The sequence below is a fragment of the Caballeronia telluris genome (genome assembly GCF_001544495.1).
Taxonomy (GTDB): Bacteria; Pseudomonadota; Gammaproteobacteria; order Burkholderiales; family Burkholderiaceae; genus Caballeronia; species Caballeronia telluris.
In genome coordinates this window covers 1-26247 of the sequence record NZ_FCNZ02000002.1, presented here as the reverse complement: position 1 = coordinate 26247, position 26247 = coordinate 1, and the positions used below count along the sequence as shown (strand labels likewise).

General features: G+C 61.7%; 18 protein-coding genes and 1 tRNA gene. 17 read left to right on the top strand and 2 right to left on the bottom strand.

The genetic code is table 11. The features are described from left to right. Positions 1 to 42 precede the first annotated feature (42 nt). Positions 43 to 636 (bottom strand): peptidylprolyl isomerase, encoded by a 594-nt coding sequence (locus AWB66_RS03130; RefSeq protein ID WP_087628826.1) that lies wholly within the window; start codon positions 634 to 636, stop codon positions 43 to 45. 124 nt (positions 637 to 760) lie between these two features. Beyond that, the gene (locus AWB66_RS03125; protein WP_407642259.1) at positions 761 to 1546 is read right to left on the bottom strand and encodes a tetratricopeptide repeat protein; all 786 of its coding nucleotides are present in this window, start codon (positions 1544 to 1546) and stop codon (positions 761 to 763) included. A 286-nt stretch (positions 1547 to 1832) separates the two neighbouring features. On the opposite strand from AWB66_RS03125, the gene cysS reads away from it, so the two are divergent. From cysS to tssF, 17 genes are all read left to right on the top strand, one after another. Then, positions 1833 to 3233 (top strand): cysteine--tRNA ligase, encoded by a 1401-nt coding sequence (gene cysS / locus AWB66_RS03120; protein ID WP_087628824.1) that lies wholly within the window; start codon positions 1833 to 1835, stop codon positions 3231 to 3233. 46 nt (positions 3234 to 3279) lie between these two features. Further along, positions 3280 to 4326 carry a DNA-3-methyladenine glycosylase family protein gene (locus AWB66_RS03115; protein ID WP_087628823.1) on the top strand — a complete coding sequence of 349 codons (1047 nt, stop codon included), beginning with the start codon at positions 3280 to 3282 and terminating at the stop codon, positions 4324 to 4326. A 137-nt stretch (positions 4327 to 4463) separates the two neighbouring features. Continuing rightward, the gene (locus AWB66_RS03110; RefSeq protein ID WP_087628822.1) at positions 4464 to 5435 is read left to right on the top strand and encodes an acetyl-CoA carboxylase carboxyltransferase subunit alpha; all 972 of its coding nucleotides are present in this window, start codon (positions 4464 to 4466) and stop codon (positions 5433 to 5435) included. A gap of 16 nt (positions 5436 to 5451) precedes the next feature. Continuing rightward, positions 5452 to 6879: a tRNA lysidine(34) synthetase TilS gene (gene tilS, locus AWB66_RS03105; protein WP_087628821.1), complete on the top strand. Its 1428-nt coding sequence runs from the start codon at positions 5452 to 5454 to the stop codon at positions 6877 to 6879. Between the two features lie 384 nt (positions 6880 to 7263). Continuing rightward, the gene (locus AWB66_RS03100; RefSeq protein WP_087628820.1) at positions 7264 to 8514 is read left to right on the top strand and encodes an aspartate kinase; all 1251 of its coding nucleotides are present in this window, start codon (positions 7264 to 7266) and stop codon (positions 8512 to 8514) included. A 176-nt stretch (positions 8515 to 8690) separates the two neighbouring features. Next, positions 8691 to 8784: transfer RNA gene (locus tag AWB66_RS03095), tRNA-Ser, on the top strand. 387 nt (positions 8785 to 9171) lie between these two features. Then, a complete protein-coding gene (gene vgrG / locus AWB66_RS03090; RefSeq protein WP_327353521.1) occupies positions 9172 to 11592 on the top strand; it encodes a type VI secretion system tip protein VgrG in 2421 nt (806 codons plus the stop codon). Positions 11593 to 11597: 5 nt separating this feature from the next. Continuing rightward, positions 11598 to 13907 (top strand): M23 family metallopeptidase, encoded by a 2310-nt coding sequence (locus AWB66_RS34220; protein WP_235020969.1) that lies wholly within the window; start codon positions 11598 to 11600, stop codon positions 13905 to 13907. Between the two features lie 94 nt (positions 13908 to 14001). Then, a complete protein-coding gene (locus AWB66_RS03080; RefSeq protein WP_200818918.1) occupies positions 14002 to 14652 on the top strand; it encodes a hypothetical protein in 651 nt (216 codons plus the stop codon). 261 nt (positions 14653 to 14913) lie between these two features. Next, positions 14914 to 15456: a hypothetical protein gene (locus AWB66_RS03075; RefSeq protein ID WP_143328345.1), complete on the top strand. Its 543-nt coding sequence runs from the start codon at positions 14914 to 14916 to the stop codon at positions 15454 to 15456. 630 nt (positions 15457 to 16086) lie between these two features. Further along, on the top strand, positions 16087 to 16443 hold the full coding sequence (locus AWB66_RS03070; RefSeq protein ID WP_087628816.1) for a DUF2345 domain-containing protein: 357 nt from the start codon (positions 16087 to 16089) through the stop codon (positions 16441 to 16443). Positions 16444 to 16520: 77 nt separating this feature from the next. Next, on the top strand, positions 16521 to 18674 hold the full coding sequence (locus AWB66_RS03065; protein ID WP_143328344.1) for a M23 family metallopeptidase: 2154 nt from the start codon (positions 16521 to 16523) through the stop codon (positions 18672 to 18674). Continuing rightward, complete coding sequence (locus AWB66_RS32780; RefSeq protein WP_125469653.1) at positions 18671 to 19147, top strand: hypothetical protein; 477 nt, start codon at positions 18671 to 18673, stop codon at positions 19145 to 19147. Before AWB66_RS03065 ends, AWB66_RS32780 begins: the two co-directional genes overlap by 4 nt. Positions 19148 to 19166: 19 nt before the next feature. Next, positions 19167 to 19430 carry a PAAR domain-containing protein gene (locus AWB66_RS03060; RefSeq protein WP_087628814.1) on the top strand — a complete coding sequence of 88 codons (264 nt, stop codon included), beginning with the start codon at positions 19167 to 19169 and terminating at the stop codon, positions 19428 to 19430. Further along, a complete protein-coding gene (locus AWB66_RS03055) occupies positions 19382 to 20758 on the top strand; it encodes a hypothetical protein (protein ID WP_235020968.1) in 1377 nt (458 codons plus the stop codon). The genes AWB66_RS03060 and AWB66_RS03055 overlap by 49 nt, the downstream gene beginning before the upstream one ends. Next, complete coding sequence (locus AWB66_RS03050) at positions 20724 to 24425, top strand: ImcF-related family protein (RefSeq protein ID WP_087628812.1); 3702 nt, start codon at positions 20724 to 20726, stop codon at positions 24423 to 24425. Before AWB66_RS03055 ends, AWB66_RS03050 begins: the two co-directional genes overlap by 35 nt. Next, positions 24422 to 26247: type VI secretion system baseplate subunit TssF (tssF, locus tag AWB66_RS03045; RefSeq protein WP_125469652.1), on the top strand; the 1826-nt coding region annotated here is incomplete at its 3' end. The genes AWB66_RS03050 and tssF, both read left to right, overlap by 4 nt.

Genomic DNA, 26247 nt, shown 5'->3' with positions numbered 1-26247 from the left:
TGGGGTGGGGCGAGGCGCCGCCCGCGGGCGGCATGCGCGGTGTTACTTCGAGACGACCGTCGCCGATTCGATGACGACCGGCTTTTGCGGCACGTCGGCCATCGGCCCGCGTGTGGTCGTGGGCGTGCCCTCGATCTTCTTCACGACGTCCATGCCCGCCGTGACCTTGCCGAAGACGGCATAGCCGTTGCCGTCCGGGTTCGGGTAGTCGAGTCCCGCATTATCGACCGTATTGATGAAGAACTGTGCGGTGGCCGAATTCGGGTCGCTCGTGCGCGCCATCGCGAGCGTGCCCGTGGTGTTCTTCAGGCCGTTCTTGCTTTCGAGCGGGATCGGGGCGCGCGTCGGCTTTTCGGCGAAGCTCGTGCTGTAACCGCCGCCCTGGATCATGAAGCCCGGTATCACGCGATGAAAGATCGTGCCGCTGTACTGACCTGACTTCACGTAATCGAGGAAGTTCGCGACGCTCTTCGGCGCTTTCTCGGGATAGAGTTCGACGCGAATGTCGCCCTGCGAGGTCTTGAACAGCACGCTCGGATGCGCGGGCTGCGTACCCGCCTGATTCTGTCCCTGGGCGAAGGCGGGAGTGCCCGCCATCAGGGCGGCGCTGCCGAGCGCCAACATCAGCAATTTCATGAAGGATCGATCCTCTGGTTGGAGTGATGACGAATGCGGCGTCGTGTGGGGCGGCCGAAATCCGCCGGGTCCTGCGCTGCGTCGAATGCGTGTTCGCCCGGACGTGCCGGGCTGAAGTGCGCGTTCAGGGCTGCGCGTTCGGCGCGACGTAGGGCGACGTCGGGAACGGGCCGGTCGGGCCGCCGAACGGCGTGTAAGGGGTGGGCAGTGTCAATGCAGGTACCGTGCCCGTGCCGCTCGCGCCGGGCGTGCCGTATTCGGACGACGGGACGATGCGTTTTTTCTGCGCGGGCGGCGCGATGACCTTCTGGATATCCGCGACGCGCTGGCGCGAGAGCGCGCTCTTCGATCCGAGCGATTGCGCGCGCTTGTACGATTCGCTCGCGAGCCGGAGATACAAATCGCCGAGGTTGTCGTAGGCGAGCGCGTAGCTCGGGTTCGCCTTGATCGCCACTTCGAGTGCGGCGCGCGCGTCTTCGTAGCGGCCGTGCTTCGCATACAGCGCGGCCAGGTTGTTGTACGGCTCGGGCAGTTCCGGATAAGCCTGCGTGAGCTCGGTGAACGCGGCGATTGCTTCGTCGTCGCGGTTCAGGCGCGCGAGGATCGTGGCGCGCTTGAACTTTGCCTGCACGTCGCGCGGATTGGTCTTCAGGTGCTCGTCGAGTTGCGCGAGCGCGTTCGTCCAGTCCTTCTGCGCAATGCTCGCATCGACCTGCGGCGTGCCGTCGGAGGTCGCGGTGGATACCTGCGCGTGAGCCGCACCGACGCACAGAAAGCTGCCCGCGAGACCGAACGCTGCAGTGACGAAGGTGGTCGCGGCAGCCGTTGCGACGAAGCCCGCGAGCCCAGTGGCGACGCGGCTTGCGGCCCGGTTGGCAACGCCTTGTGCGCGACCGTTTGATGGTTTCATAGGCTCAAGTCTGGATGTTATACTCCGACCCATTCTAACAAAAGGTCTGCCCGTTCCGTCGAACGTCGGACTGTCGTTACGCCACTCGTGGTCCTCTCCGTTTTGATCGCAGCGTGAGCAACGTGCGTGCTCAGGCGGCGCGCGAGATCGGGAGCGTTTCGCCGGAGGACCATCGTCCTTCATCGCAACGCGCTTTCGGGTCTTCGCACCGCATCGAACAGCATCGTGCCGACACGTGATTCCAGCGACACCAACACGCGAATGTTCCGACCCAGCATCGCCTTCTATGAATCCACTGCGCATCTACAACACGCTCGCGCGTGACAAGCAATCTTTCGTGCCGCTTCGGGATGGCGAGGTGCGCATGTATGTCTGCGGAATGACGGTGTACGACTATTGTCACGTCGGCCATGCGCGCGTGATGGTCGTGTTCGACATCGTGCAGCGGTGGCTGCGCACGCTTGGGCTCAAGGTGACCTACGTGCGCAACGTCACCGACATCGACGACAAGATCATCCGCCGCGCCGTCGAGAACGGCGAGCCGATCAAGGCGCTCACGCAGCGCTTCACCGACGCGATGCACGAAGACGCGGACGCGCTCGGCGTGGCGCGCCCCGACCTCGAGCCACGCGCGACCGACTTCATCCCGCAGATGCTCGGCATGATCGACATGCTGGAAGCGAACGGCTACGCGTATCAGGGCAAGGACGGCGACGTGAACTACGCGGTGCGGAAGTTCGCGGGCTACGGCAAGCTGTCGGGCAAGTCGATCGAAGATCTGCGCGCGGGCGAGCGCGTCGCCGCGAACGATGCGAAGGAAGATCCGCTCGACTTCGTGCTGTGGAAGCAGTCGAAGGAAGGCGAACCCGCCGACACCGGCTGGAACTCGAAGTGGGGCCGCGGCCGTCCGGGCTGGCACATCGAATGTTCGGCGATGGCTTGCGAGTTGCTGGGCGAACGGTTCGACATCCACGGCGGCGGACAGGACCTGCAATTCCCGCACCACGAGAATGAGATCGCGCAGAGCGAAGCGGCAACCGGCCAGCAGTTCGTGAACTACTGGATGCATAACGGTTACGTGCAGATCGACAACGAGAAGATGTCGAAGTCGCTCGGCAACTTCTTCACGATCCGCGAAGTGCTCGAAAAATTTGATGCCGAAGTGGTGCGCTTCTTTATTGCGAGGGCACACTATCGGTCGCCGCTGAACTACAGTGACGTGCATATCGAAGACGCGCGCGGCGCATTGACGCGTCTGTACACCGCGTTGAAGGACGTGGAGCCGGACGATCAGCCGCTCGACTGGAACGAGCCGAACGCAGAGCGCTTCCAGGCGGCGATGAACGACGACTTCAATACGCCCGTCGCGGTATCGGTGCTGTTCGATCTCGCGACTGAAGTGAACCGCACGCGCGAGCCCGCGCTCGCGCGTCAGTTGAAGCAGCTCGCCGGTGTGCTCGGATTGCTCGGCCGCGAGCCGCGCGCGTTCTTGCAGCAGGCGGTGGGAAAGGGCACGGGCGATGCAGGCATCGCGCCGGCCGAGATCGAATCGATGATCGCCGCTCGCGTCGCAGCGAAGCAGGCGAAGAACTATGCCGAAGCAGACCGGATCCGCGCGCAGTTGCTCGAAGCCGGTGTTGCGCTTGAAGACAAACCGGGTGGGTCGACCGAATGGCGCCGCGTCTGAGCGCGGCCCTTCACACCCTCAATCGACTCACCAGGCAGGAGGCATGATGGCAACGGCCAGGAAGGCGCCGGCTAAGCGAGCCGCGTCCGCAAGAAATGCAGCGCCCGCAACGAAGACCGCGCGGCGCACGCAGGCGAAGGCGCCTGCAAAGGCAGTGAACGGTGCAGCCCACGCGATCGCGCGCAAGAGCCAGGCGAAGCAAGCGGCGTCCGAACAAGTGACGGTCGCGGGCCGCGGCAATGGCGCCGCGCGCGCGGGCAAAACCGTGGCGAGCGCGCCCGCATCGCGAAAACGCTTGCGTGTGACGGCCGTCGATGGCGCTGCGGCGAAGGCGTTGGCAGCGAAAGGCGAAGGCGCTTCGGTCCAGGCGCTCGTGCGCGATCCGCAGCACGAAGGCGAAGTCGTGCGCAAGTCGCGCGCGATCACGCCGGAAGCCGCGGTGCCGGTGCAGATCGGCGGCCTCAAGCCCGAAGTCACGCGCCCCGCCTACTGGGACAAGGCCTGTGCCGACCTCGTGAAGCGCGACCGCATCCTGAAGAAGCTGATTCCGAAGTTCGGTCCGGTGCACCTGATCAACCGCGACGATCCGTTCACCACACTCGCGCGCTCGGTCGTCGGTCAGCAGATTTCCGTGCGCGCCGCACAGAGCATCTGGGAACGCGTCGAATCGGCGTGCCCGAAGCTCGCGCCGCAGCAGTTCATCAAGCTCGGTCACGAAAAGCTGCAGGCGTGCGGACTCTCGAAGCGCAAATCGGAATACATTCTGGATCTGGCGCAGCATTTCCAGTCGGGCGCGCTGCACGTCGATACCTGGACCTCGATGGACGACGAAGCCGTGATCGCCGAACTCACGCAGATTCGCGGCATCGGCCGGTGGACGGCAGAGATGTTTCTCATCTTCAACCTGTCGCGTCCGAACGTGTTGCCGCTCGACGACCTCGGCCTCATCCAGGCGATCAGCGTCAACTATTTCAGCGGCGAGCCGGTCACGCGCAGCGAAGCGCGCGAAGTCGCGGCGAACTGGGAACCGTGGCGCACCGTCGCAACGTGGTACATGTGGCGCAGTCTCGATCCGATACCCGCCGACCATTGAGGATCCACCGGAAACCCGCTGAAAACCAAAAGAAGGCAGGGCCGCTATGGCTATCTTATAATTGATAGCTGCGACCCGAATTTGTCAGGGTGACGCGCGGTTAGAATACGCGCTGCCCAGTTCCTAGGATTCGAACAATGAAGACCACGTTTCTGGATTTCGAGCAGCCGATCGCTGAGCTCGAAGCGAAAATCGAAGAGTTGCGCTTCGTTCAGGACGATTCCGCTGTCGATATTTCGGAAGAAATCGAGCGGCTGTCGAAGAAAAGCCAGCAACTGACCAAAGATCTCTACGCGAACCTGACGCCCTGGCAGGTTTCGCAAATCGCACGTCATCCGCAGCGCCCCTACACGCTCGACTACGTCAGCGAGCTTTTCACCGATTTCCACGAACTGCACGGCGACCGTTCGTTTGCCGACGACCTCGCGATCATCGGCGGCCTCGCTCGCTTTAACGGCCAGCCGTGCATGGTGATCGGCCATCAGAAGGGCCGCGACACGAAGGAGCGCGCGCTGCGCAACTTCGGCATGCCGCGTCCGGAAGGCTATCGCAAGGCCGAGCGGCTGATGCGTCTCGCCGAGAAATTCGCCCTGCCGATCTTCACCTTCGTCGATACACCGGGCGCGTATCCCGGCATCGGCGCCGAGGAGCGCGGGCAGTCGGAAGCGATCGGACGCAACCTTTACGTGATGGCCGAACTGAAGACGCCGATCATCACGACCATCATCGGCGAAGGCGGCTCGGGCGGCGCGCTGGCGATTGCCGTCGCCGACATCGTCATGATGCTGCAGTTCTCCACCTACTCCGTGATCTCGCCGGAAGGCTGCGCGTCGATTCTCTGGAAGAGCGCGGCGAAGGCGCCGGAAGCGGCCGAAGCGCTCGGACTCACCGCGCATCGCCTGAAGGCGCTCGGGCTGATCGACAAGATCGTCAATGAACCGCTCGGCGGTGCGCATCGCGATCCGAAGGGCATGGCCGCGCTCCTGCGCCGGGCGCTCGCCGATTCGCTGCGCCAGTTCCACGGCATGAACGTGAACGACGTGCGCACACGCCGTTTCGACAAGCTGATGGCCTACGGCAAGTTCAAGGAAACGCTGCCGGCCGCGTAAGCCGCGCGCTCATCTCTTGACATCCGGCACCGACACACCCGCGCACCGCCTCGTAACCGAGGCGGTGCGCGCGGCGCTTGGTCGCACGACGGTTTCTTCCCCTCCGTTATTTGCTGTCGCGCTAAGCGGCGGCCTCGACTCGACCGTGCTGCTCGATGCCGCCGTGCGCGTCGCGGGCGCATCGCGCGTCGTCGCGCTGCATGTCCATCACGGCTTGAGCCCGAACGCCGATGCGTGGGCCGCGCACTGCGAGTCGTTCGCCGATTCGCTCGGCGTGCGTTTTGCCGCGCGTCACGTCGAGGTGACGCGCGCGGGCGGCGAGAGCCTCGAAGCCGCGGCGCGCGACGTGCGCTATCGCGCGCTCGATGCGCTGTGCGACGAGCACGGCGCACGTTCTCTCTGGCTCGCGCATCACGCCGACGATCAGGCCGAAACCGTGCTGCTTCAGCTTCTGCGCGGCGCCGGCGTGGCCGGGCTCGCCGCGATGGCGCCGGAACGCGCCGACGGTGCGCTCGCCGTGCCGCGCGTGCGGCCGCTGCTCAATCTGCTGCGCGCGCAGCTCGAAACCTACGCGCACGAACGCGACCTGGGCTGGATCGACGACGAATCGAACGTCGATACGCGTTACGCGCGCAACGCGCTGCGGCACGACGTGCTGCCTGTGCTCGCCGTGCATTTTCCCGGCTTCCGGGATGCGCTTTCGCGCACGGCGTCGCACGCGGCGTCGGCGCAGCGTCTGCTCGACGAACTCGCGCGCATTGATCTCGATGCCGCGCGGCGCGAAGACGGCGCACTCGCGCTCGACGTGCTCCTCGCTTTCGACGACGAGCGCGCCGTCAATCTGCTGCGCTACTGGATGCGATCGCTCGGCCTGGCGGCGGCGTCGACGGCGCGTATCGCCGACATGCTGCGGCAACTGCGCGACGCGCTCGCGACGCGCGACGGCCACGCGTTGCGCATCGATCACGCGGGACATTGTCTGCGCGAATATCGCGGTGCGATCTTTTGGGAGAAGGGCGATAGCGCCGATCCGCCCGATCTCGACGAAGGCGCGGCCGCGCCGAAGATGCCGGTCGAATTGCGGTGGCAGGGCGAGGAAGTGTGGCGCTTGCCGCAGTGGCGCGGCACGCTGGTGTTCGAGCCGTGCGACCGCGCGGACGATACCGACGCAGTCGCGGAAAGCGTCCTGCGTTCGGCGCCGCTTGTCGCACGGTCGCGCTCGGGCGGCGAACGTCTGCGCCTTGCCGCCGATGCGCCGAGCCGCACGCTCAAGAATCTGTTTCAGGAGCGCGGCGTGCCCGCGTGGAAGCGCGATGTGCCGCTCGTCTTTGTCGGCGACGCGCTGCTTTTCGTGCCGCTGATCGGCGCGAACCGCTCGGTGGAACATGACGCTCGCGGTCCGTTTCGACGCATCGTATGGCGGCCGGACGTGATCATTGCGTGATGTGAAACCGGCGACGGGCGACAGCGGCGAAATGGGCGCCGAGCCTCAAGCCAAATGCCGGTTCCGACTTGTATTTTGAGGCCCGATCGGGTAATTTAACTCGTTTTTCCGCCGTGCGTTTTGTGTCGTATCTGCGTCCGTTCACGAGATCCGTGACCCGATCTTCGCCGCCAGCAACCTGCGCAAAGCGTGCAGGTTGCGGCCATCAAGCGGCCATGAAGCGCACCTTCGTGCAGCAGGCTCGGACGAGCCTCGCGCGAGCGGCATCTGCGCTATCCAGACGATGCGCGCCACGATCGTTGCCGAATTCCACGCCACCCTAAGCCGTCGATCGCAACCGCCGTAGCGCTTCGAGCGCGGTTTTTCCTCTAGTTCAAAACGACAATGGCACTCATCGTACACAAATACGGCGGCACCTCGATGGGGTCCGTCGAGCGCATCAAGAACGTCGCGAAGCGCGTCGCGAAATGGCACAAGGCCGGCCACAAGATGGTCGTCGTGCCCTCGGCGATGTCCGGCGAAACGAATCGCCTGCTCGGTCTCGCGCGCGACATCACGCCCGATCCCGACCCGCGCGAACTCGACATGATCGCGTCCACCGGCGAGCAGGTGAGCGTCGGGCTGCTGGCCATCGCGCTGCATGCGGAAGGGCTGGACGCCGTGAGCTACGCCGGCTGGCAAGTGCCGATCAAGACCGACAGCGCGTTCACTAAGGCGCGCATCAGCGAGATCGACGGCGAACGCGTGCTCGCCGATCTCGAGGCGGGCAAGGTCGTCGTCATCACGGGCTTTCAGGGCGTCGATCCGGAAGGTCATATCGCGACGCTCGGCCGCGGCGGCTCGGACACGTCGGCGGTGGCGATCGCCGCGGCGCTGAAGGCCGAGGAATGCCTGATCTATACCGACGTCGACGGCGTGTACACGACCGATCCGCGCGTCGTCGAAGAAGCGCGCCGGCTCGACCGCGTGACCTTCGAGGAAATGCTGGAAATGGCGAGCCTGGGCTCGAAGGTGCTGCAGATCCGTTCGGTGGAATTCGCCGGCAAGTATCAGGTGAAGACGCGCGTGCTCTCCAGCCTGACCGACCCGCTGATGCCGCTCGACGACGAAATGCACTCGGGCACCCTGATTACTTTTGAAGAAGACGAGAACATGGAAAAAGCAGTGATTTCGGGCATCGCGTTCCAGCGTGACGAAGCGCGTATCGCCGTCATGGGCGTGCCCGACAAGCCGGGCGTCGCGTACCAGATCCTCGGGCCCGTCGCCGATGCGAACATCGACATCGACATGATCATCCAGAACCAGAGCGTGGACGGCAAGACCGACTTCACGTTCACGGTCGGCCGTGGCGACTACCATCGCGCGATGGATATCCTGAGCGGCCAGGTGAAGGATCACGTCAATGCCGAGCGCGTGCTGGGCGATCCGAAGGTGTCGAAGGTGTCGGTGGTTGGCGTGGGCATGCGCTCGCATGTGGGTATCGCGAGCACGATGTTCCGCACGCTGTCGGAGGAGGGCATCAACATCCAGATGATCTCGACTTCCGAGATCAAGATCTCGGTGCTGATCGACGAGAAGTACACCGAACTCGCGGTGCGCGCGCTGCACAAGGCGTTCGAACTCGATCGCGTTTGATGGCGCTTGTTTGACGCGACGTGCACGGCTCGCGGGCCGTCGCGTTGTCGCGGGTTGTCGAGTGCAGGGCGTGCGCTGGATGAATGAAAAAATTCGTCTGCGAAATTGACCGGCGCGCTCGAACCCGCTATTATCTTGGCTTCGTCGCGCTGACTCCCTGCGCGACCGAAAGTTTGGGAGACGTGGCCGAGAGGTCGAAGGCACTCCCCTGCTAAGGGAGCATCTGGGCCAAAACCTGGATCGAGGGTTCGAATCCCTCCGTCTCCGCCAGCGATGGCAGAGAGAACCCCGCAGAGTCTAGGCTCTGCGGGGTTTTTGTTTTTTCAGCCGTGTTTCGCCATTGCCCGAGGGGCGATTTTTTGGTGCGGCAGTAACACTGCGCCGACATTTTTCGATCCGTCCGCCATGGCACTCAAGCCACCCCAGCGAAAGCGGGTGTGAGTAGTATCTATCCCGCAGTGTTCCCGAAGACATGCGGCGCACGCCGATATTCCCTTCCGGCAAGCCAGCCCCCTCCCTGGCTACCACTAAATCCAATCTCGAAAAACAGAAATCCCCTGATTTGTCGTCGCGCGACGACGTTTCTGAAAATTTCAAACCTCCCCCGTTCAGTGCAATTGACGCATGACTGTTGGTACCCCTAAATAGAAGGAATAAATGTTGCAAAACGCAGCGACCTTTTATCGTCCCTTTAAACGGAACCGGATGCGTATGAACGCTGTGTCGAAGAGTTTTACGGATGCGCTGCGCCACCCGAGCGCGCGGCTCACCCAGCATCTGAAAATACGGATTGGCGCAGAGGACCTCGACCTCGATGTGCTCGACTTCAAAGTGCGCGGCGGGTTGTGCGAGGACTACAAGGTCGATATCACGGTGACCTCGCCGCGCCTGGCTATCGATGGCAAAGAGTACCTAGGGCGACGAGCGGGCCTGCATGTCGACGAGCAAGCGGCAGTGCCCTCGGCGAGTTGGAGCAGTCCCGTCGACCACGCGGCGGCGACTTTCAACGGCGTGGTCACGCGCTGGAAGCGCATCCGCACGAGCCGCGATGAAGCCGCCTACCAGGTGCGGATCAAGCCGCGCTTTGCCGCCTTGTGCAAGCGCGTCGTCAAATCCGACGTACTGAAGGATGTCACGTTCGAGGAGATGGTCCGCCAGTTGATAGTCGACGGGCAGAACTTCGACGCGTTCGACATCGAGTTCCATCTCGAAGGCCCGCAGGACAAGATGGAGCAGGTGGTCATGTACGAGGAGTCCGTGTGGAACATGGTCACCCGTCACGCGAAACGCAAGGGCATCTTCTGGTTCTACCGGCAGGAACGCGGGGAGAACGGGCTGCTGGATATCCTCGTTTTTGCGAACAACCCACGCGCCTATATCCGCTCCGTCGACCTGCCTCTGCTGGCCGATTCGGGCCTGCACAGCAACTGGCACGAAGCGGCGCAGGCGGTCCACGAGCAGCGCACGCTGGTGCCGGCCACGGTCGAGTTGTGGGAGCGTAACTACCGCACGCCCGAGGAGCCGCTGCGGGCCACGGCGAATGTCTCTGGTGAGGATGACGACCGCTCGGTGTTCGGCCAGATCAGCCGCAGCGCGGAGTTTCATTTGACGCCAACGCAGGGCGAGGCGCTCGCGCAGACCCGGCGCGACGAGCAGATCGCCCGTCAGGTGACGCTCGCGGGCAAGACCGACGCGAAAGGCATCGCACCAGGCGTGGTCGTCAAGTTGACGAACACGACGATGCCCAGCGCGGAATATGGCTTCGTGGTGACATCGTTCAGGATGGCAGGCAGCCGCACGAAGCCGGCCTATACGCGCTTCAAGGCGATGCCCGCGCATCTGACCTACCGGCCCAGTTTTGATTATGAACGGGACTGGCGTTTTCTGAATTCCGTCGTGGGCGTCGTCACAACGCTCGATTCGGCGCCCTACGCGTATCTGGATGAGTACGGGCGCTATCCCGTTTTGCCGAAGTTCTTGCAGGGTACGGGCAACACCGATAACAAGCTGCTGAACCTGCGCCTGCTGCGTTCCTCGTCGTCGGATCAGGGCGGCTTCCACTCGCCCCTGCTGCCGAAAACCGAGGTGATGCTCGAGGCGGCTCATGGGGACGTGGACCGGCTGCACATCAGCGGCGCCCTGCACGATTTTGCACATCGAGATCCGGTACGTGGCACCGATGCATTGTTTAGCTACGCGATCTGGCGCTCGCCGCTGCTCGGCGCGGAGGTCGTGTTCAATGACCTGCAAGGCAAGGAAAGTGCGCGCATCGCGACGGTCTATAGCCAGACGGCGGTGAATCAGGGCTACCTGCTCAACAGTAAAAAGCTCCCGCGCGGCACGGGGTACGAGGCGACGACCCAGGCGTGGGGTACGTTTCGCGCAGCGAAGGGGCTATTTTTCTCGGCCGACGCGGCGGCCGGAGCCGATACCCCGCACCTTGAGATGCCTGCCGCGGTCGCGCAGCTCAAGGCGGCGCTGCAACGCGTGACGGATCTGGCGGCGGCGACCACGCAGGCCAAGGCAGAGCCAGCGGACCGAGCCACGCAGGCGGCGCTCATGGACGGGCTAAACCAGCTTCGCGACGCGGGGCTGCTCGCCAGCGCTCCGGGCGGCATGGCGTTCGTGACGCCGAAATCGGCCCAACACTCGGCCGGCGAGAATGTGATCGTCACTGCAGGGCAGGATATGGACGTGAGCGTCGTCAAGCGCCTGCGCATGGTGGCGGGCGAATTGATTTCGCTGTGCGCACATAAGCTCGGCATCAAGATTTTCTCGAAAGGGAAAATCGAGTTGCAGGCGCAGAGCGCACCCATGGATCTCTTCGCCGATCAGCAGTTGCACGTCTCAAGCGCCAGCGCGAACGTGCTCGTGGATGCCAAAACGAAGGCAATGATGGCTAGCGGCGGCGCCTCGATGACCATCGAGAACGGCAATGTCGTCTTCAACTGCCCCGGCGAATTCCGCATCAAGGCCGCGTCGTTCACCTTCGAAGGACCTGGCAATACGGCGGTCAGCCTGCCGCAACTGCCCGTGAGCCACTACCAGCGCAACGACAGATATAGCCATACACAATAGCGATTATGATCATCAGCCCCCCGTTTCTACCCGACGCCGGTCTTGCGGTCCCGACCGGCACGAACTCCGATCCGATGATGGACGCGGTAGACAAATTCGAATGTGCACACGGCATCTACCCAATCGCTTTCGACCGGCGCTGGCACGGTGGCGTACATCTTCAGCCGGATACAAAGGGGCGCGTGCATGCGATTGCCGATGGCGTGGTCGTGGCGTACCGGGTCTGCCAGCATGCGATTGACGATGGCGCGAGCCATACCGGCTTTGTGCTGCTCAAACACACGACCGAGACCGGCGATGGCCGCACGCTGACGTTCTATTCGCTCTACATGCATTTACTGCCGCTGGCGGAATACCAGCAGCACAGTGCGAACGCCAACGAAATGCCCGAGTTCCTGCGTATGCCGACGGGCGCCCCTGCCGCGCAGGTGCCCCCAGCCGTTTCAGGCGGCGGCAAGAAGGTCCGGCGCAAGGACGTGCTGGGATGGCTCGGGAAGTATGAGGGCATGCCGCACCTGCATTTCGAAATCTTCATGATGCCGGCGGATTTCAACGCCTATTTTGGGCACACACAACTCGGCAACGAGACACCCACGCCCTCTGGAGGGACCGACTGGTGGGGACACGCGTATTTCCTCATTCCGGCCGGCAGCAATTTTCTCCGGCTTTCCACTGGAACCGACGCCGACAACAAGTTGCACGCGATTAAATTCGAGCCGGGACAGGCGGGCCCGAACGCCTTGCCGCTGCTGGTGGAGACGTACTTCAGCAAAGGTGCGAAATACACCAATGTCTGGAGCGTAGCGCAGGACGGCACCCGAACGTTGCTCATGCCGCAACCCGTGGAGGAAAAGGACTACGAGTACGATCTGTATCAGCGCGCCAAGGCGCTCTACGCGACCTGTCCAAGCGACGGCTATGAGCTGCTGCGTTTTGGTCGAATCCTGTCCACCTCCAAAACGCTGGTTGCTGATGCGTGCGTAACGTGGATGAAGGTCACCTGGGCTGCGAGCCAGGTGGGCTACATCGATATCAACGACTCAAACATCCAGAAGTTCTCGGACGCGGATTTCCTATCCTTGATGGGCTGGCGGAAGGTCAGCGACGCCAACACCCCGTTCGATAGCGACGGTCTGTGCGACGTGGACGCGTTGAAGAAACTACTGGCCGATGCCGCGCCGCACGAAGTACCTGCGGTGGCAGGAGAAAGGCCGGAAGCCCATAAGACCAACGTACTCTCGGCGTATGTGAAGGGTAACGCTCAGGTGCGCCAGCAGCTACGCGGTTTTATCTGCAATGCGCCCAGCGAATGGGACAGCACGCACAACGAACAACGCTATGCGAAGCTGCTCGACGAGGGCGGGTTCTATCATGGCAACCAGCAGGGCTATAGCGATTTCCTCAAGTATCTGAAGGAGGTCCAGTTCTGGGACAAAACCGGCTTGCCGGCCGGGCAGAAGCTGTGGTTCTTCCATCCCCTTGCGTTCATTCGGCATTTCAGGAAGTGCAGGTGGATGAGCCTGCAGGAGCAGACCCAACTGCTGCCTCGTACTTCGATATCTGAGGCCGGCGGTCATATCTCATGGGCTGAGAGCCAGAAACGATTTACTGAGGGCAACAACGATGCTAGGGGGCAATCGCCACAACACATGTGGCAGGCACTCAATCACATGCTTCTCAAATATGGATTTAACAACAGTCTCCGAAATGCCCACTTCCTTGGGCAGATTTTCAAGGAGACTGGAGCTTTATGTTCAACGAGAGAGAATGGAAACGCGGATTACTTCCGGAAAATGTATGAGAGCTATACCGCCATTGATGCCGCCTACGATTTCGACAACAAGTACAATTGGCTTAAAAATCTTGGTTTTCTGAAAAACCGTGATCGTGCTACATACATAGCCCAACGTCCCGGTGAAGTTCACAACAAAGCCGTAGCTGGTGAAAACGTGCAGTTGGGCGACGGTGCTCGTTTTTGCGGTCGCGGTTTGATTCACCTGACATGGCGAAAAGGGTATCGCAAGTATGGGGAATATCGCGGCAGGGATTTTACGACCGATCCCAATCCGACGCTTCTACAGGCTGACGCCGAAACTGCGGCGGATTCAGCCGGGTACTTTTGGGTGGGCACGCGTATCAATAAGAAAGCCGACCTGGGTTCCCTCGACACAGATGTTCAGGCTTGTTTTCGCTTGGTGGGTGGTGCGGGCGGCTTGCCTGCGCGTCAGCAGTTTTTTAGGTACACCTATTTCATCCTTGGCGATGCGCCAGTTATGCCGGCAAATAGCACGTTGGAGCGTCAGAAGGAGGGGTGACTGTGATTTGTTTTCAGCCCCAAGAGCGAGACACGTGCGGATACCCGCCGGTCGAAGCATGTTCCAGTAGAATTCAAACAGAGGTTTGGTTGTTATGAATAATCGATGGACTTTTACATTACGTTTTTTGTTTGTATTGCTTGTTTCGTCCTTTGTGCTACGGGCCCATGCAACCGACGCCCTCCCTGCACTTCAGGCTGCAGTGAGTGCTCGCACCGACGCGACCCATAAATTGCAACCACCGATCATTGACGCGGGACCTACCATGGAAGGGGTGTACATCTACTTTGTGATGAACATTTCCGATGTACCTGGCTATACCAAAGAAAATCGGCCTTACATGTTGGATGCACATTTGCTGTTCGCTGACGAAAACCATCTTTGGCACGATGTATTATTCGATCGTTACGTGAAAGATGACGGCATCCCAGAAATTGCTACTGTCTTTTTTGCGAATGCGGATCATGACGCGAAAGATAAGGAGATCGTCATTTTGGTGCATACGACACTCAACCATTACGATTATGGCGGCGAGTATTATGACGGATACATCTACAAGCTAACCGGAAACGCTAAAAAGGGAGCCGTTTTCGCTGGATTGCAGAGCGATGCCAGCGCACCCTTTGTCGATCAATGTGAATGCGGTTTTCGCGACGGTCACTCTACGCATGCGCAGTACAAGGACGCGGTGTCAATTCGAAAGGCACTTGCAAAGATATATCCTGTCACTCCGAAATTGAAGTAAAATGGAATTGTGGCGTCCCTGCTTATGCCGGAGTAGGCGCGATGAAACTAATCGGATCGTTTTTTTTGATTTTGACGTGTATCGCATTTTCGGCAGGTGCGACGGAAATTCGATATACTCAGGGATTAACGACTACGACTTTAACAGACAGCTTGGGTTTGCGGTATGGCTAGGATCGGTTGGAGTTTATTTGCTTTGGCGTCGATTTTTGTGTTTCGGACCGCATATGCGGATGACACCTACAAGGTGGCCAGTTCCTCATTGAAAATCGACAGCTCCAGAATGTGCTTACTTGACAAGCCTCCGCTTTACGCAGTCGAAAGTTTCGATAGATCAGCGGTCATGGTCTCTGAAGCCGGATATGTTGCGAAACAGGAACTGGCTCATTGTCAGGCCGGACGAGCAGTGCATGTCCTCTCGATCCCGCCGAATGTGGGCGTACTGGCCGACATAAATCTCTCGAAGGGTATTTATGTCGCCCTGGATTTTGTTAGCGCGCAGCCATTTACGTATCTGGCTACGGTTGCCCGTATCGGATCGTCACGAAACCTTGTTTCGGTAAAGGGCGCGTATGTTGCGGGCCGGAAGCTCAGTGAACTGAGGAAATCCGCTTTCGGTGGTAGTGGCGAGGCGGGGACGGCGATCATCTCCCTCAACGGACGCTATGTCGCGCCAACTGGACAAATGGACTGTTCGCAAGGCTCCTTTCCGGGAGTATGGGACATCCAGGGCAATCGACGTGTCGTAGCGGACGATGATGCTTGTGCGGCGCTCTTTAATAAAAATGACACCCTCGAAAATTAAGCATCCCATTCTCAAAGGCAACAGGCGCCATGGCCTGAGTTTTTGCGGACAAGGAAAAAAGGATGATATCCAAAATCATTTCTCTGGGAGATGCTTTCTTTTTTTTCTTCTTTCCGTTTTCTTAACTGACGCTCGCGCAGAAGTAGTTAATTCTTGCGATGGAATTTATTCAGCCCAGATCGTCGGAGGTGGTGAAATGCGCGTCACGCGCAATAAAAGGGAAATAGGGCTTGTAAAATTGATCACGAAATTTCCGGGGGAGTGTTCGCTTCAAATGGGGAGCGGCTTGTTGTTTATGGGATGCCAAACAAGGTAGATCTTCGAAGCCCCCAGGCTGTATTTATTTCCATTTATACTTTAAACCCGAGGCCGCGTATGATTATGGAGAAAACATATGGCGGCGGGATATATGAAGCCGCGTTTGGATCCGAATCAAATCTAATATTTATATCCAGTCGATTTGGTTTTGATATTATTGATACTAAAAAAATGAATATTAAGTCGTTTGATCCGGTGTCGGAGCCGCAGTTTTCAAGGCAGCAGTGTCAGAATGGCTAAATATTTCGGGGGGAATTATGAAATCTCCCATCTGCAAAGGCGACAAACTCGAACACGGTGGCGAAATCTCGCATGGAGGGCGAATTGATCTCGCTGTGCGCGCATAAGCTCGGCATCAAGTTTTTCTCGAAAGGGAAAATCGAGTTGCAGGCGCAGAGCGCGCCGATGGATCTTTTCGCCGATCAGCAGTTGCACGTCTCAAGCGCCAGCGCGAACGTGCTCGTGGATGCCAAAACGAAGGCGATGATGGCTAGCGGCGGCGCCTCGATGACCATCGAGAACGGCAATGTCGTCTTCAACTGCCCCGGCGAATTCCGCATCAAGGCCGCGTCGTTCACCTTCGAAGGACCTGGCAATACGGCGGTCAGCCTGCCGCAACTGCCCGTGAGCCACTACCAGCCCAACGACAGATATAGCCATACACAATAGCGATTATGATTATCAGCCCCCCGTTTCTGCCCGACGCAGGTCTTGCGCTCCCGACCGGGACGAACCCCGATCCAATGATGGACGCGGTAGACCAGTTCGAATGTGCACACGGCATCTACCCAATCGCTTTCGACCGTCGCTGGCATGGTGGCGTCCATCTTCAGCCGGACACAAAGGACAAGGTGTACGCGATTGCCGATGGCGAGGTCGTGGCGTATCGGGTCTGTCAGCAGGCGATTGACGACGGCGCGAGTCATACGGGTTTTGTGCTGCTCAAACACACGACCGAGACCGGCGATGGCCGCACGCTGACGTTCTATTCGCTCTACATGCATTTACTGCCGCTGGCGGAATACCAGCAGCACAGTGCGAACGCCAACGAAATGCCCGAGTTCCTGCGTATGCCGACGGGCGCCCCTGCCGCGCAGGTGCCCCCAGCCGTTTCAGGCGGCGGCAAGAAGGTCCGGCGCAAGGACGTGCTGGGATGGCTCGGGAAGTATGAGGGCATGCCGCACCTGCATTTCGAAATCTTCACGACGCCGGCGGGTTTCGACGCCTATTTCCGGCACACACAACTCGGCAACGAGACGCCCACTCCATCTGAAGGGACCGACTGGTGGGGGCATGCGTATTTCGTCATTCCGGCCGGCAGCAATTTTCTCCGGCTTCCCACTGGAACCAACGCCGACAACAAGTTGCACGGGATTAAATTCGAGCCGGGACAGGCGGGCTCGAACGCCTTGCCGCTGTTGGTGGAGACGTACTTCAGCAAAGGTGCGAAATACACCAATGTCTGGAGCGTAGCGCAGGACGGCACCCGAACGTTGCTCACGCCGCAACCCGTGGAGGAAAAGGACTACGAGTACGATCTGTACAAGCATGCCACCGCACTCTACGCGACCTGTCCAAGCGACGGCTATGAGCTGCTGCGTTTTGGTCGAATTCTGTCCGCCACCCCCACGCTGGCTGCTGATGCGTGCGTAACGTGGATGAAGGTCACCTGGGCTGCGAACCAGGTGGGCTACATCGATATCAACGACTCAAACATCCACAAGTTCTCGGACGCGGATTTCCTGTCCTTGATGGGCTGGCGGAAGGTCAGCGACGCCAACACCCCGTTCGATAGCGACGGTCTGTGCGACGTGCACGCGTTGAAGAAACTACTGGCCGATGCCGCGCCGCACGAAGTACCTGCGGTGGCAGGAGAAAGGCCGGAAGCCCATAAGACGAACGTACTCTCGGCATATGTGAAGGGTAACGCTCAGGTGCGCCAGCAGCTACGCGGTTTTATCTGCAATGCGCCCAGCGAATGGGACAGCACGCACAACGAGCAACGCTATGCGAAGCTGCTAGACGAGGGCGGGTCCTATCATGGCAACCAACAGGGCTATAGCGATTTCCTCAAGTATCTGAAGGAGGTCCAGTTCTGGGACAAAACCGGCTTGCCGGCCGGGCAGAAACTCTGGTTCTTCCATCCGCTTGCGTTTATTCGGCATTTCAGGAAATGCGGGTGGCTGAGCAAGAATGAGTTGTCGCAAATCTATTCGGAATCGAAATATACCGTGTTAGGGAAGGCGGGCGAAGAATATCGGGAGAAATACCGGCCTGCTATCAACGGCACGTTTAGAAAATATGGCATTGGCACTCAAGTGCGCGGCTCTCATTTTTTTGGGCAAATTGCGGTTGAATCTTACTACATGATGGTGGTCCGCGAGACTTCCGTTGCCATCTCGGCTGCCGTCAGAAACAACCACGCCTCAATTATGCCAGAGTTGAACGGTTACCTTAACTCTCCACCCGCTATTGTCGCTTATTTTCATAATTATGAACATAACATCGGCTTAGGCAACTCGAGTGTTGGTGACGGGGTAAAATTTCGGGGCCGAGGATTCAAACAACTTACTGGGCGATATAACTATTCCGAATATTGGGTTTTTAGAGGGTGGCTTGATAGTAGTTCGTATAATCACGCTTGGTTCAGCAGTCATCCGCCTGCCGATGGTCCAGTTATAAACAATCCTGAGTTAGTCGGAAACGACGCTTACTCCTGCGTTGATACTGCGGGCTTCTTTTGCACGCGTTATCCCGTCGAGAAGGCTGCGGATGGTGGAATTTCAGAGGCCGCGTCGCGTGCGGTGAGCAGAATTGTCAACCCGTACGATGTGAACAGTCCGCCGTTGCGCTGGACCGAAACTCAAAATGCGTATCGAATATTGGGGGATAAATCGTGAAAAAATATTTTCTTCTTTTTTTGTTGGCATTTTTTCTGGCTGATGCGCGCGCAGAAGTAGTTAATTCTTGCGATGGAATTTATTCAGCCCAGATCGTCGGAGGTAGTGAAATGCGCGTTACGCGCAATGGAAGGGAAATAGGGATTGTAAAAATTGATCACGACATTTCCGGGGGCGTGTTCGCTTCAAATGGTAGGCGACTTGTTGTTTATGGGATGCCAAACAAGGTAGATCTTCGAAGCCCCCAGGCTGTATTTCTTTCCATTTATACTTTAAACCCGAGGCCGCGCATGATCATGGAGAAAACATATGGCGGCGGGATATACGAAGCCGCGTTTGGAACCCAATCAAACTTAGTATTTATATCCGGTCGATTTGGTTTTGATATTATTGATACTAAAAAAATGAAAATTAAGTCGTTTGATCCGGTGTCGGAGCCGCCGTTTTCAAGACAGCGGTGTAAAAATGGCTAAATATTTCGGGGGGGAAATTATGAAATCCCCCATCCGCAAAGGCGACAAACTCGAACACGGTGGCGAAGTGACAGGAGCGTGCTCGCCGTGGGCCACTTTCATGGGCCGTCCGCTCGCCCGCAAGGGCGACGAGGCAGTGTGCGACCAGCATGGTGCGACCGTCATTGACGAGGGCGCTGCCAAGTTTCCCGACCGCGACCGCAAGCTGTTCGCGCTGCACGACCATCGCTGCGCATGTGGCTGCCGGCTGATCTCGTCACTGAAGAACGTCAACTTCGAGTAATGCCCATCGAGCTTTCTCAGGCGGGACGCCCGAGCGCCTATCCACGCCGTCCGCGTTTCTGGCCATGGTGGTTCTGCATCTGGCTGGCCTGCGCCGTGTTCGGCGCTGCTATTGCGCTGCTGTTGTGGCCGAAGGGCGAACGGGCGGGCGGTGCATGGTTTTGGTTCTGTGTCATCGGTATTCCTAATGGGATTTTCGGATTGCTTTTCGCGATCGAACGCACAGGCTACGAGGCCGCGTGGTACCGCGCGTACCACCGCAACCTACATCGCGACCGCTGGCTGGCGCAGCGTATCCGTGTTGCGCAGAAGCCTTTAAGGGTGCTGGGGATCGGTTACTGTCTGCCCCTGAACGGCCAGACGCTTGCACAGGCGATCCATGCCGGCGTGCGCTTGCCCCGACAGCAGCAGCCCCGCTCAGGCGCGGGCGTCATCGAGCATTGCCGCTTTGACGATCTCCCGCAAACATTCGCCGAACCCGACCTGATGGAGGCAGCTGCGGAGAACGGGTCCAATCGCATGGAGCATGCGGCTCCGATCGAGCCCGTTCGCCCGCTCGTGCGCAAGATTGCCGATGCGCTGGAACAGATCGCCGTTAGCCTGAACGCGCTCACGCGCTACGAACTCGTCCACTGGCCGCAGGTGCGCGTGCTGGCCGAACCGGGCGAGGAAGCGTCGCGCGAGCAGGAGATCCGCGGCGCGCTGCAACTGGCCGGTCTACCGCCACTTGTCGTGCAGGCGGTGCCCGCTTCGCACGGCCTGCTCGTGGCCGACGCGTGGCTCGAAGCCCGCGAGGCGCGTCCACTGCTGGTGGTCGCAACCGCATGGCACGACAAACAGCCTCCCTCGGGTAGCACGGAGGGATGTCTCGCCGTGCTGCTCGATGCGGGCTTCTACCGTCTGCCCGAAGACGTGCCCGTGATGGCCCGCCTGCATCGGCCCGTCGAGGGCAAGGCGGAAGAGATCGAATACTGCTTCGCCAATGCCGTGATCTGGAGCCGGGCCGATTTCGATGCCGTGACGCGCGCGTGGATTACGCGTGCCGTCGAGCGTTGCAACCGGGGACTACGCATCGCGAACCTGGATGCGATTGCGAAGAGCGAGGCGCAATGCGAGCCGGCCCGCATCGTTGGCGATTTTGGCAGCGCCAACGGCTGGCTGTCCGTCGCGGCCGCCGTTGAATGCGGCGCGGTGCAAGGGCCGCAACTGATCATCGATGGTGTGCAGTCCGCCATTCTTCACGTCCTTCCAGGCATCGCCGGGAAGGTTCCTTCGTCGCCTGAACAGTCCCTGCATGACCGATCCGAAACTGAATTTACGACCGCTTGACCCGGCTCCCGTGGCGGAGTCCGCGCCGTCCGGACGCCTCGCGCTCTGGGGACTGTTGGTCGCGGCCCTGATCGCCGCCACTATCGCGGCTGGCGTTGTGTGGTTTCGCGGCGACCTCTTCGATCTCGCGCCCGGCGAGGCGCGCATGCGGGTGGTGATTGCCATCCTTGTCGCCGTGATTGTCGTTGTCGCCGTCCACCTCCTCCTGTTTTTTATCGGCGCATATGCCGTCGCCGGACGGTTGTTTCGCCGCGAGACTGGCGACCAGACAAAGGCGCCGAAACCGCTCAAGCGCGATGCACGGCTGCAACGCGTCTATGACGACCTGCGCGTCTCGCAAGGCTGGTTCTGGCGCCGGCGCCTGCGCTGGCTGTTGGTGAACGGTACGGACGAACGCGTCGATCAGGTCGCGCCCGGGCTGAAGCAGGCGGGCGTCATGCACGTGGGCGAAACCGTTCTGGTCCATGCGTCGCCGGACGGGGTTGAGGCGGCGAAGTGGCTGCGCCAGATCCGACAGTTGGGTCGCCGTTGCGCGGTCGATGGCCTCGTACACGTGGCGCGCGCCGATGAGGCCGATACCGATCTACCCCGCACGCTCTCGACGCTCTGCACCGCGCTCGGCTGCGACGCACCCGTTACGTTCCTGCATCTGGTGCAAGCACACGGCGGCCCGCCGGAGCGGTTCGACGCCATCGGTACCTTCATGCCGAACGCCGCGCGCGGACAGGCGCAGAACGCCGCGGCGAGGCTGGCGCAACTGCTCATGGAGATCGAGCAAACAACGGCGGACGCCGGTGTGCGCCTATGTGGTGAGCCGCATCGAACGCCCTGGATGCTGGAGATCTCGAAGTACGTCGGCGACCATCGCGAACGGATGGCCGAGAGCCTGCGCGCGCTGGCTGCGTCGAACTGGCTGCGCGCGCCGCTCGCGGGCGTCATGTTCGCGCCGGTCTTCCCGAGCGCGGCCGTTGTACCGGTGCCGCTCATCGACACGGACGGTACACCCGGCCAGCCTGTCGACGCACCAGCGATGCAGACGGTGACGCGCGAACAGCCTGCCGCGCTGTTGCCGGTATGGCGGGAGATCGCAGCAAGGTCGCCTCACTATCGGGGCCGGCGCACCGGCTTTTACTGGCCAGGTGCGCTGGCGATGTGCGTTCTCGCCGGGGCGATTGCATGGACGGTCGCCCTGATCGTGTCGGGCCTCGGAAACCGGGCACTCGTGCAGGAGGCGCAAACGACCGCCGCGGTGGCGCTCGCGGCAACACCGGGAACGCCGCAGGCGCCCCGCGCGCAACTCGCCTTGCAGCGGCAGATCGAGACACTCGAATACCGCCAGCAGCACGGCGTGCCGTGGTATCTGCGTGCGGGCCTGTCGCACAACGCCGACCTGCTCGACGCACTCTGGCCGCCCTACGGGACCGTCGCCGTGCGTAACCTGCAGCAACCGGTCGTGCAGGCGCTGGAGGACCAGCTCGGCCAGCTTGCGCAGGTGCGCGCCGACGAGCAACAAAGCCATGACGCGCAGCAGACAGCCTACAACCGGCTCAAGGCGTACCTGATGCTCGCCACGCCCGCGCGCGCCGACGCCGCGTTCCTCAAGGCGCAACTGCTGGACGTGTGGCCCGCGCCTGCCGGTATGCGCCCTGGGGAATGGCTCGATACCTCGAAACAACTCGCGGGCTTCTGGTCCGGCCACCTCAGGGCACATCCTGACTGGCGGGCCGGCACGTCGATGCCGCTCGTCACCCAGATGCGCTCGACGCTCATCAACCAGATCGGGCTGGCGGCGAGCGACGATGTGCTCTATCAGAGCGTACTCGACGAGGCGCGTGGCAAATACGCCGACGTATCGCTCGCGACACTGCTCGCCGGAGCGGATGCGCACGGGCTTTTCACGACCACGCAGACGGTGCCGGGGCTGTTCACGCGTGCCGCGTGGGAAGGCGTGATCGAGAAGGCCATCGACGACGCCGCGAAGCAGCAGCACGTCGAGGGAGACTGGGTGCTGACCGATGACGGTCCGTCTGCCCAGGTCAACGCAACCACGGCGCAGGGAGCGATCGGTTCGGCGGGAGCCGTCCTCGATGCGAAGCGCGACACGGACGATCTCAGGCAGCGCTTGCGCACGCGCTACTTCACCGACTATACGGCGGCATGGTCGACCATGCTCAACAGCTTCCAGTGGATTGCGTCGACCAATTTCTCGGGCGTGATCGACCAGCTTACGCGCCTGACCGATGCGCAGACTTCGCCGCTGCTGGCGGTCATGAAGTCGGTGCAGTACCAGGGTGAGGCGGGCCGTCCTTCGCAGGCGCTCACCGATACGCTGGTGCGCAAGGCGCGGGGACTGCTCGCAGGCGCCGACAGTGGCGAGACGCAGCCGGTGGCGCTCAACCCGCTGGACAAGTCGTTCGGCCCGCTGCTGGCGCTAGTGGGCGACGTGAACCCGCCCGCCGCCAGCAGTAATGCGGGCAACGCCCCGAGGGCGAATGCCGCCGCACTCGCCGGCGTCAGCCTCTCGCGCGTCCTGACCGCCGACACGACCGTGCGGCTGAAGCTGCGGCAGATCCAGTCGAGCCCGGATGCCCAGGCGATGGCGCGGGGCCTCGCGCAGGCGGTATTTCAGGGCAAGCTCTCGGACCTGTCGCAGGCGCGCGACGACGCGGCGCTGACTGCGGCGAGCCTCGGCGCGCAATGGGCAGGTTTCGGGCAGACGATGTTCGTGCAGCCGCTCGACGCGGCGTGGCAGGCCGTGCTCCAGCCGGCCGCCGCGAGCCTGAACGACGCGTGGCGCGCGGGCGTTACGGCACCTTTCGCGTCGACGTTCGCCTCGCGCTATCCGTTCTCGCCGACCACGGCGGACGCTTCTTTCGCGGAGTTCGGCCGTTACGTGCGGCCCGATACCGGGCTGATCAACCGCTTTATCGAAGTCGAGCTGTCCGGCGTGCTCAAGCGTCAGGGCGACCAGTGGGTACCTAACGAACTCGCCCCGCAGTCGCTGCAGTTCGACCCGAAGTTCCTCGCTATGTTGCGGCTGATCGGACCGATGGCGACGCACCTCTATGCGCAGGGCCAAGCGGGGTATCGCGTCGAGATGATGCCGCTGCCGACGCCGGATGTGACGCGCACCGAACTGACAGTCGATGGCCAGCAGATCGTGTATTTCAACCAGCGAGAGACATGGACACCGCTCGCGTGGCCCGGCAACGGGCTGAACGGCCACGCGTTGCTGACCTGGCAGACGCTCAACGGAGGCCTGCGGGTCGCCTCCGACGCGACCGGCGACTGGGCGTTCCTGCGGATGCTCGAGCAAGCCCGGGTGAAGCCGCTCGACGATACGCGCTTCGAACTGGTTTGGCACGGCGCAGCGGTCGCCGCCGACTCGAAGGCAGCTTCGACCGTGAGTAGCACCGCGCGCGGTGACGATTGGACCGTGGCCAGCGGCGACACGAAGGCAGCTTCGGCCGTGAGTAGCGCCACGCACGGTGACGACACCGCGGCGCCGCTGCACTACCTGCTGCGCGTGCAGGCGGGTGCCGGGCCGCTGGATTTGCTGAAGCTGCGCGGCTTCCGGATGCCGGAGCGCATCTTCGTGACGGGCCGCGCGGGAGTGATATCCGGATCGCCCTCCCTGCCACCGTTGCCACCGGAGTTGCAGCCATGACTGCGCCGTGGAAATCGCTCCAGCAGGAAGGCGGGAATCCGTTCCTGAGATATTTCGACGCCGAGATGCGCTACCTGCGTGAGGCGGGCCGCGAGTTCGCCCGCGACCAGCCCGACACCGCACGCCGTCTCGGCATGCTTTATGGCCAAGAGGACCAGCAGGTCCGGGCGGTCAACGAAGCCTTTGCGTTCCTCGTGGCGCCCAAGCGCATGAAGCTCGACGACGCGATGCCGGAACTCACCGAGGGATTGCTCGACCACCTCTATGAACACATGGCGCGGGCGATTCCGTCGCTGTCGATTATCGAATGCTCGCCCCTGAGCCGCCAGCGTTCGGCCACGGCGCAGATTCCTGCCGGGGCCGTGGTGCGCTCGGCGCCGGTCGGACCCGACGGAGTGCAGTGCCCGTTTCGCACCACGCAGGCGGTCGAACTGCTGCCGCTGTCGGTCGAGGACGCCGCGCTGGCGGTACGCGCGGACGGGCGCACCGTCATCCGCCTTACCCTGGGCCTCTGGTTCGGGGAACAGCGCGATCACGCGGACCTGTCGCGCATTCGCCTGTATCTGCATGGTGACCGGCCCGCGGCTGCCGCGCTGTATGCGGCGCTCACGCGCCAGGTGGCCGCGATCGGGCTGCGCCTGCCATCGATACACGACGGCGCGCTGCAGCCGCTGGCGGGGGTGTACTTCGAGGCGGCGGGGTTCGGTCCGTCGACACGGCTGTGGCCCGTCACGGACGCGGAGCGCAACCAGCAGCTCGATCGCGAGCAGACGCTGCTGGAGTATTTCGTGTTCCCGCAGAAGTTTCACTTCGTCGATCTGTGCGGCTTCGATAGCGCGACGGTGCCGGCGGGGGAAACGCGGATGACCTTCGAAATCGAACTGGATTCCCGCATGCCCGGCGACCAGCCGGTGGGAAAGGAGAGCTTTCGCCTGTTCTGCACGCCCGTGATCAATCTGTTCGAAGTCGATGCGCAGCCGGTGAAGCCCGCCGACTGGCATGACAAGGAGCACCGCGTGCGCGTGCAGCCCGTCCTCGCGGATCACGTCGAGCCCTACGACGTGCTGGCGGTGACCGCCGCCGATCCGGACGGCAGCGCCCGGCACGCCTACCACGCGTTCACGAGCTTCCGGCATCGCGGCTGGACGCCGCGCTACGAGAAACCGGAGCGGTACTTTCATACCGCGATGCGCTACGGCGTGGTGGGCCGGGAGCTGTGGGTCACGCTGGCGGGGCAGCGGTGGGCGGGGACGTATCGCCCTGCGCAGGATGACGAGGGCCGTGTGCTGCTGGACCGCCATTTGACCGTGCGCGCGCTGGCGAACAACGGACGCCTGCCGCGCCTGGCGCTTTCGGAGGCGACGATCACCGAGACGGTGCCGGGTTTCACCGGCATCGCGTCGGTACGCAACCTGACGGGACCGAGCCTGCCGCAGTATCCGCCGCGGTATTACCCGGGCTACGAGCACCGCGCGCTGGGTCATTTCACGGCGAACGGCGCGAACGAATTCAACCGCATGCTCGGGGAAGGTGCGCCCGTACTGCGCGAGGTGCTCGAACTCTACGACTGGACCGTGGACGACGCCGTTCCCCGGCGCATCGACGCGATCCGCGCGGTGCGCTTCTCGCGGGGCCAGGTCCTGCAGCGCGGCTATCTGCTGCGGGTCGTGCGCATCCACGTTGAGCTTGACGCGGGTGGCTTCGACGGACCGGGCGACGCCGTGCTGTTTGGCGACGTGCTGAACGTATGCGATCCACGAACGACGCCCCTCGGAGTAAGGTGGAGAGCGCGTGATGTGTGTCAGCAATGCGGGTCAGCGGA